The organism is Variovorax sp. P4_D9 (assembly GCF_056401695.1).
In genome coordinates, this window is record NZ_JBFUIU010000645.1 from 1 (window position 1) to 5,088 (window position 5,088).

Annotated in this window: 7 protein-coding genes; 1 reads left to right on the top strand and 6 read right to left on the bottom strand. The window is 59.7% G+C overall.

Annotated elements, in window-relative coordinates:
• Positions 1 to 313: 313 nt before the first annotated feature.
• From AC1DY5_RS41425 to AC1DY5_RS41450, 6 genes are all read right to left on the bottom strand, one after another.
• Positions 314 to 1,282 (bottom strand): Bug family tripartite tricarboxylate transporter substrate binding protein, encoded by a 969-nt coding sequence (locus tag AC1DY5_RS41425; protein WP_478120250.1) that lies wholly within the window; start codon positions 1,280 to 1,282, stop codon positions 314 to 316.
• Positions 1,283 to 1,304: 22 nt separating this feature from the next.
• The gene (locus AC1DY5_RS41430; protein ID WP_478120251.1) at positions 1,305 to 1,871 is read right to left on the bottom strand and encodes an NADPH-dependent FMN reductase; all 567 of its coding nucleotides are present in this window, start codon (positions 1,869 to 1,871) and stop codon (positions 1,305 to 1,307) included.
• Positions 1,872 to 1,873: 2 nt separating this feature from the next.
• Positions 1,874 to 2,746 (bottom strand): fumarylacetoacetate hydrolase family protein, encoded by an 873-nt coding sequence (locus tag AC1DY5_RS41435; RefSeq protein WP_478120252.1) that lies wholly within the window; start codon positions 2,744 to 2,746, stop codon positions 1,874 to 1,876.
• Positions 2,747 to 2,771: 25 nt separating this feature from the next.
• Positions 2,772 to 3,089 carry an NIPSNAP family protein gene (locus AC1DY5_RS41440; RefSeq protein ID WP_478120253.1) on the bottom strand — a complete coding sequence of 106 codons (318 nt, stop codon included), beginning with the start codon at positions 3,087 to 3,089 and terminating at the stop codon, positions 2,772 to 2,774.
• A 91-nt stretch (positions 3,090 to 3,180) separates the two neighbouring features.
• Positions 3,181 to 3,645, bottom strand: coding sequence for a cupin domain-containing protein (locus AC1DY5_RS41445; RefSeq protein ID WP_478120254.1), 465 nt, complete (start codon positions 3,643 to 3,645; stop codon positions 3,181 to 3,183).
• 1 nt (position 3,646) lies between these two features.
• On the bottom strand, positions 3,647 to 4,324 hold the full coding sequence (locus AC1DY5_RS41450) for a polysaccharide deacetylase family protein (protein WP_478120255.1): 678 nt from the start codon (positions 4,322 to 4,324) through the stop codon (positions 3,647 to 3,649).
• A gap of 177 nt (positions 4,325 to 4,501) precedes the next feature.
• On the opposite strand from AC1DY5_RS41450, the gene AC1DY5_RS41455 reads away from it, so the two are divergent.
• Positions 4,502 to 5,088 (top strand): LysR family transcriptional regulator (locus AC1DY5_RS41455; RefSeq protein WP_478120256.1); only part of this gene is annotated, 587 nt, incomplete at its 3' end.

Consider the following 5,088-nt stretch of genomic DNA (forward strand, 5'->3'; position numbering starts at 1 on the left):
ACACGTGCTGCATCAATGACCGTTTGTAGTTCAGCCAGTCCGCTCCTTGTCTTCCTATGTCACAGTCGCCGCCGCCCGGCCGATCGGCGCGTCATATCGCTACGTCATATCCAATTCGCAGTGGCAACCCTCCCCACGAGGACCGTCAAGGCCAAGCATCGCTTGCATTCTGTGGGAAGCCACAAATATCGCTTGCATTCTGCGGGAAGCCCTTGTAGTCCTTTCCGTGCAGAAAGATACGGTTTGCTCGGAGAGCCTTTGCTGGCGCGGGTTTCGGCACGGAAAGGACATTCGATTACCCCTAGGGCAAGGGTCAGTCGAGCCGGATGCCCTTTTCCTTGATCAACTGACTCCACCGGACGGATTCCCGCTTGATTTCGGCAGACATCTCCTCTGGGGTGGACGTTACGGGCTCCGCATAGGCCAGCTTCAACTTCTCAATCAGGTCCGGGTCGCGGCTCGCCTTGGTCACCTCCGGGTTTAACTGCATGATGATCTCGCGGGGCGTCCCCGCAGGCGCCCAGAAACCTTGAAAGCTCGCTACGTCGGCGCCTGGAACCAATTCAGCGATGTTGGGCACATCAGGCGTTGCAGCGTTGCGCTTTCCGTAGCCCCACACGGCCAATGCCTGCACCCGCCCGTCTTTGATGAACGGGATTGCGTTTGCGGCAGGTTCCCAAATCATCGGCACCGCACCGCCAACCACATCGGTCAGCGCACCGCCCTTGTAGGGCACGTGGAGCATGTCGGCCTTCTCTTGGCTGAGGACGAGTTCCATGACAAGGTGAGGAAACCCCCCCAGCCCGTACGAGGCATAGCTGTACTTCCCGGGATTCGCACGGGCAAGCTTCATGGCATCCGGCAGCGTCTTCGCTGGGAAGTCCTTGTTGGTCACAAGGTAGAGGCCATTGCGTACTGTCTGCGCGACTGGAGCGAAGTCCTTGTTCACATCGAAAGGCAGCTTGCTGAAGGCGTACGGGTTGCTGACGAACGAGTTCGAGACCGCGTAGAGAAGCGTGTAGCCATCTGCGGGTGCCTTCGCAACAGCGTCCTGCGCGATGTTTCCTGTCGCGCCCGGTTTGTTATCGACGAGGACGGGTTGGCCGAGGGCCTTGGACAGCTTCTCGCCGTACATGCGGGCGATGACATCGGCAGCGAGCCCGGCAGGGAGCCCGATGATGATCTTGATGGGCTTCGTGGGCCAAGCGGTCTGGGCAGACGCACCGACACTCAGTGCCGCGAGCACGCCGGCAAGCTTGCGGACAAGGAATTTTGTGGTCATGTTGTCTCCTAGAGGGGTTCGCTTATCGAGGTTGCTGTTGAAACAAGTGAGCCCACTTCACGAAGCTGACGCACCAGTCGTGAAGGAAGCGCGTGACGCTTTCATCCGTGATGACGCCATCGTCGAGAAGCAGGCCCGGTTTGGCGTGGATGTAGGCTTCTGGGTGGCCCATGACCGGCACATCGACAGCCGCGAGGATGTTGCGAAGGTGCTGCTGGGCCATGCTCGAACCGAGGACGCCCAGCGATGCGCCAATGACCGCAGCCGGCTTGCCCTTCCAGACATTGGCAGTTTTCGGGCGTGAGCCCTGGTCAATCGCGTTCTTCAAAACGCCCGGTACCGAGCGGTTGTATTCCGGGGTGACGAACAGAAAAGCATCTGCGGACGCACAGGTCTCTCGGAAGTCCACAACCGCCTGCACCGGATCAACTTCAGCATCTTCGTTGTAGTGAGGAAGGACGCCGATGTCAATGAAGGCGATTTGAACCTCATCAGCGAGCATTCGACTCAACGCCAGTGCAAGGCGGCGATTGACGGAACCCGAACGCAGGCTGCCGACAAGAAGGTTCACGCGAAGCTGGCTGGCCATGATCACTTGACCTCGTCAATCACGCGGTTGCGCAGTAGCCCTACGCCTTCGACTTCCACTTCCACCACGTCGCCCTCATGCAAGAAGACCTGTGGAGTGCGGGCGAGGCCAACGCCTGATGGCGTGCCCATGACGATGACATCGCCAGGTTCTAGCGCCATTGCCTCGCTGACGTGTGAGATGACGGACGCTGTGTCGAACACCATCTCCGACGTATTGGCGGATTGCACGGTTTCGCCGTTGACGCGGGTCTCTATCTTCATCCCGGCACCACCGGGTGGCACCTCGTCGGCGGATACGAACTCGGGGCCAATTGATCCTGAGCGGTCAAAGTTTTTACCGACCGTCCACTGCGGCGACTTGAATTGATAGTCACGCACCGAGCCTTCGTTCGAGACCGAGTAGCCAGCGACATGATCCAGGGCGGAATCCACGGAGATGTGCTTGCCGCCCCTTCCGATGAATGCAACGAGTTCGCCCTCGTAGTCGAACTGGTCCGAGCACAGCGGACGCACGATCGGTTCGTTGTGACCCACGAAGCTCGAAGCCACGCGCAGGAACAGCGTGGGGTACTTGGGCTGCTCGAACTTGCTTTCCTTGGTGTGGTCCAGGTAGTTCAGGCCAACGCAGATGATTTTCACGGGTGTCAGCACGGGAGGAAGGAATTGAATAGCTCCTTCATCGAGTGGCGTTCCATGCTGTTCAATGGCGCTCGCGGTCTCCTGCATGGCAGCCRGTCCCTGCTTGATCAACGTCAGCAAATCTCGCGGGTAGTGCTCGGCTTGCGCTTCGCTCAGAGCGTGGAGGCCAGAGTTCGTTCGCAGCGCGAGGCGAGGAGACATCGCGTCAACGGTCATGTAAGTGACAAATCGCATGGGTTTTTTCGACAAACAGGGGGCGTTAGTAAAGCGGGCTGAAAGAGGCGGGTTTCAAGATCTTCGATTCCTGTGTCTCGATGAACTGGAAAATCTTGGGTGCGTACTCTTGCCACTTGGGGTCCACAGACAAGGCTGCCCGGCGCTTCTCGCGATCGTTCAGGTCGTCGTAGGCCCACAGGTGCACGATTTCGTTCAGGGCGCCGAACTCCGTGTTGAAGTAGCCAACGAGACGGCCGAGGTACCTCTTTTGGAGTTCCAGCCCGCCCTCGTGCTCGTACGTGCGCAAGTAGTCGCGGACAGTCCCTGCACGGATGCGATAGGTGCGTTGCTCGACGATCATGGCTAACTCCTTTTTTTGGACGTGAGTTCCCGCTACCCGAGACGGATTGGCGTCGTCAGGCTGGTTGGGAAAGGGTGTCTCTGGGCGCGCCTCAGTGCGGCGCCGGGAAGTTGGTGTCGTGCTTCTTGCTGATCTCGGCCACCTTCTCACCCGAGAAGCCCGGGCCAGCCAACGCAGAGATTTCCTTGAAGTAGCGGTCCTGGCCGCCCGGCACGCTCCAGTCCAGCATCCGGGCGGTTGTCGTGCCGATGTTCTTGAAGCGATGTACCACGCCTCGCGGCAGATAAACGATGCTGCCAGGCCCAACGGTGCGGGTGACTTCGCCAGCGGTCAACTCGTACGTTCCCTCGATAGTGAAGAAGCACTCCTCTTGGGTGTAGTGCAGGTGGTCCGGGGGACCCTCTCCGGGCCTGTGGCACGCCATGATCACGGAGATTCTTCCGCCAGTGTCTTCGCTGCTGAGCAGCACCTGCATGTCCAGGCCAAACGGCTTGATCGCGGTAGCTTCCTCGGGCGTGACGATGAGTGCACCACTCTGAAGGTGCTCAGTTTGCATGCTATGTCTCCTGTGGGGATGGGGTTGTTGTAGGACCTGAAACGAAAGCTTCCATCGGAAGCACGGGCACACCACGGACCATCGGTACACAGTCGGGTGGAAACTCTTGCCGGAACACGAAGCCCTCAGCGAGGGCTCTGTCGATGTACGACTCCAGGTGCCGCATCCCACCGGTGTCGTAATCGTGAAGGACGGTCAGGGTCCAGTTCAGTTCACGGGCTTGCGCGAGCGCAGTTTCGATCCAGCCATCCGGGTCGTCCCAGTCGTGGGGGATGGAATTCCAAAGCACACACGTGTACTTCGCTGCCTTGAGCAACTCGAACGCCCCGGCAYTGAGCAAGTGGGGGCCTATCACGCCGCCGCCGCCGAATGGCCGGAAAAGCTTGTCTGGATGGGCGAAGGCATCGACCAACTCCTGGGTCCGAGTGATCTCCTTCGCCGGGGCGTCTCGGTCGGCCGTCTCGCCCAATGGCACCGCATGCGTGTAGGTGTGGTTCCCAATCCAGTGGCCTTCTTCAAAAGCTCGTCGGACCAATGCCTTCGTCTGTGTCGACTCCAGATTTTGTCCGAGGACGAAAAAGGTGGCTCGAATGTCATGGCGCGCGAGCACGTCGAGCACCCCGGGCGTTACCGCGGTGGTAGGTCCGTTGTCGAAAGTCAGCGTGATCGATCGGCTCACTTGCGCTCCCTCTTGGGCGCGCGGCTCGGCAAAGCCATATCGCGCTCTCCGGATTGTTGGTCCACTTGTGTCTCCTGTGATTCCTGACGCTGAGCCGATGATCGGCAGCGTGACCGTGCTACACAATACGGAAATTAACGAAAATACTTTTTCCTGAACGAGCGGAATGAACTGCCCATGCCGGACTATCTGAATCAGGCGAGCGTGCTGTCGCTGCGGTGCTTTGTAGCGGTCGTGAACGCCAATAGCTTCTCATCGGCCGCGCGTCAGTTGCGAATGGCGCCGTCGTCAGTGACCAAGCATGTGCAGCTTCTGGAGCGTGCGACTGGCGCAGCTTTGGTACATCGCACCACACGGCGCATCAGCGTAACGGAGGCCGGTGAAGCGTTCTACGCCCGGTGCGTGGACATATTGGAGCAACTAGAGGGGGCAATCGCTGGCATTGCCGGCGAGCAGGCCGCCGGAGGGCATCTGCGGGTGACCGCTCCGCCGTCGTTCGCATCCGCAGTCATCTCACCAGGCCTTCCCCGCTTTCTCGAAATGTACCCCGGTGCGACGGTTGATCTCGTGGTGAACAGTGACGTTCCGGATCTCGTTCGCGAGCGCGTTGACGTCGCCGTCTTTATAGGCGACGAGCTTCCGACCAAGCAAACGCAAGTGATGCTGGCGGAAAGCCCGCAGGTTCTCTGCGCCTCACCTGAGTACCTACGATTGCGTGGTACGCCGCAGTCGCTGGGTGACCTCGACCATCACCGATGCCTATG

What these genes read in the sequence shown, in the direction of transcription:
- AC1DY5_RS41425 (WP_478120250.1), bottom strand. Translation starts at nt 1,282, where the DNA reads ATGACCACAAAATTCCTTGTCCGCAAGCTTGCCGGCGTGCTCGCGGCA.
- AC1DY5_RS41430 (WP_478120251.1), bottom strand. Translation starts at nt 1,871, where the DNA reads ATGGCCAGCCAGCTTCGCGTGAACCTTCTTGTCGGCAGCCTGCGTTCG.
- AC1DY5_RS41440 (WP_478120253.1), bottom strand. Translation starts at nt 3,089, where the DNA reads ATGATCGTCGAGCAACGCACCTATCGCATCCGTGCAGGGACTGTCCGC.
- AC1DY5_RS41445 (WP_478120254.1), bottom strand. Translation starts at nt 3,645, where the DNA reads ATGCAAACTGAGCACCTTCAGAGTGGTGCACTCATCGTCACGCCCGAG.